Origin of the sequence: Oerskovia sp. NPDC060287, from assembly GCF_042726775.1 — a bacterium.
Taxonomy (GTDB): Bacteria; Actinomycetota; Actinomycetes; order Actinomycetales; family Cellulomonadaceae; genus Oerskovia; species Oerskovia merdavium.
The window spans coordinates 1-1693 of record NZ_JBHXBO010000397.1 but is presented as its reverse complement, the minus strand read 5'-3'; the positions used below and the strand labels follow the sequence as shown (position 1 = coordinate 1693).

The 1693-nt window shown below is 68.7% G+C and carries 1 protein-coding gene; it reads right to left on the bottom strand.

The genetic code is table 11. From position 1 onward, the window contains the following. Positions 1–36 precede the first annotated feature (36 nt). The gene (gene tig, locus ACFWFR_RS19270) at positions 37–1425 is read right to left on the bottom strand and encodes a trigger factor (RefSeq protein WP_377619742.1); all 1389 of its coding nucleotides are present in this window, start codon (positions 1423–1425) and stop codon (positions 37–39) included. Positions 1426–1693 lie beyond the last annotated feature (268 nt).

Here is a 1693-nt window from a genome sequence, read left to right as displayed (position 1 = left end):
TTCTCGGGCAGCTCGGTGAGCCGCTCCTCGGGGAGATCAGGCCTTGTCGGCTGCTGCCTCGTCCTCGGAGACGACCTCGATGCCCTCTTCGTCGGTGATGCCGGTGACGTCCTCGCCCGCAGCGGCGGCCGCGGCGTCAGCAGCAGCGTCCTCTTCGTCCGAGCCGATGAACTCGCTCAGGTCCACGACGTTGCCCTCGGAGTCCTTGACCTCGACCTGGCGCAGGGCCACGGCGAGCGACTTGGAGCGTGCGACCTCGCCGACCATGGCGGGGATCTGGCCGCCCTGGTCGAGCGACTGGATGAACTCGTTCGGGTCCATGCCGTACTGGCGCGAGGCGTTGACGAGGTAGTCCAGGAGCTCGTTCTGGGCGACCTTGATCTTCAACTGCTCGGCGAGCGTGTCGAGGAGGATCTGGTTCTTGAGCGCGTTGGTCGCGTCGACGACGACCTCGGCACGGTGCGCGTCGTCCTCGAGACGACCCTCGGACTCGAGGTGACGGTGCACCTCTGCCTCGACGGCGCCCTGGGGCACGGGGATCTCGGTGTTCTCGACGAGGTGCTTGACGAGGGCGTCGCGCGCCTCGACGGCCTGGTTCGAGGTCTTGATGCTCGCGACCTGCTCGCGCAGGTCCGCCTTGAGCTCCTCGATCGTGTCGAACTCGGACGCGAGCTCGGCGAACTCGTCGTCGGCCTCGGGGAGGTCGCGCTGCTTGACCGAGGTGGCCGTGACGGTGACCTCGGACTCCTTGCCCTCGTGGTCGCCGCCCGCGAGCGGCGCCTTGAAGGTCGTGGTCTCGCCGGCCGAGAGGCCCGTGAGCGCCTCGTCGAGGCCCTCGAGCATGTTGCCCGAGCCGATCTGGTAGCTGATGCCGGAGACCGAGTCGATCTCCTCGTCGCCGATGACGGCCTTGAGGTCGATGACGACGAAGTCGCCCTCGGCCGCGGGGCGGTCGACGCCGACCAGCGTGCCGAAACGCTCGCGCAGCGCGTCGAGGCGCTCAGCGACGTCCTCGTCCGAGACCTCGGCGGCCTCGACCGTGAGCTGCACGGAGTCGAGCGCGGGGATCTCGATCTCCGGGCGGACCTCGACCGTGGCCGTGAAGTGCAGCGAGCCCTCGGCGTCGAGCGGCACCTCGGTGACCTCGACGTCGGGCTGGCCGAGCGGGCGGATGCCCGTCTCGTTGACGGCCTGGCGGTAGAAGCCGGACAGACCGTCGTTGATGGCGTGCTCGAGCACGGCAGCACGACCGACGCGCTGGTCGATGATGCGCGCGGGGATCTTGCCCTTGCGGAAACCGGGGACGTTCACCTGCTCCGCGATGTGCTTGTAGGCGTGGTCGATGCTCGGCTTGAGCTCGTCGTACTCCACCTCGACGGTCAACTTGACCTTGGTGGGGTCCAGGGTCTCGACGGCGCTCTTCACTTCGATGATCTCCAACTGATCGGGGAGCCGACGTGCGGCAACGGGGTGCGTGCATGTCCCGCCGGTTGCAGCGGGACCTGTTCGAACGTTCATCGATCGGGCAGGCGCTGGGCGCCTGGTCGATCGCGTCGCCTCGAGCGGTGCGGCCAGGGGCCTCGAAGGGCTCCGACCGGAAGGGCGCACGGACAACCCGTCCATGGTACGCCACACCTCGTGGGCATCGGTTCGCCGGGAACGACGGCGAGGGCCCCCGTCCATCGAACGGACG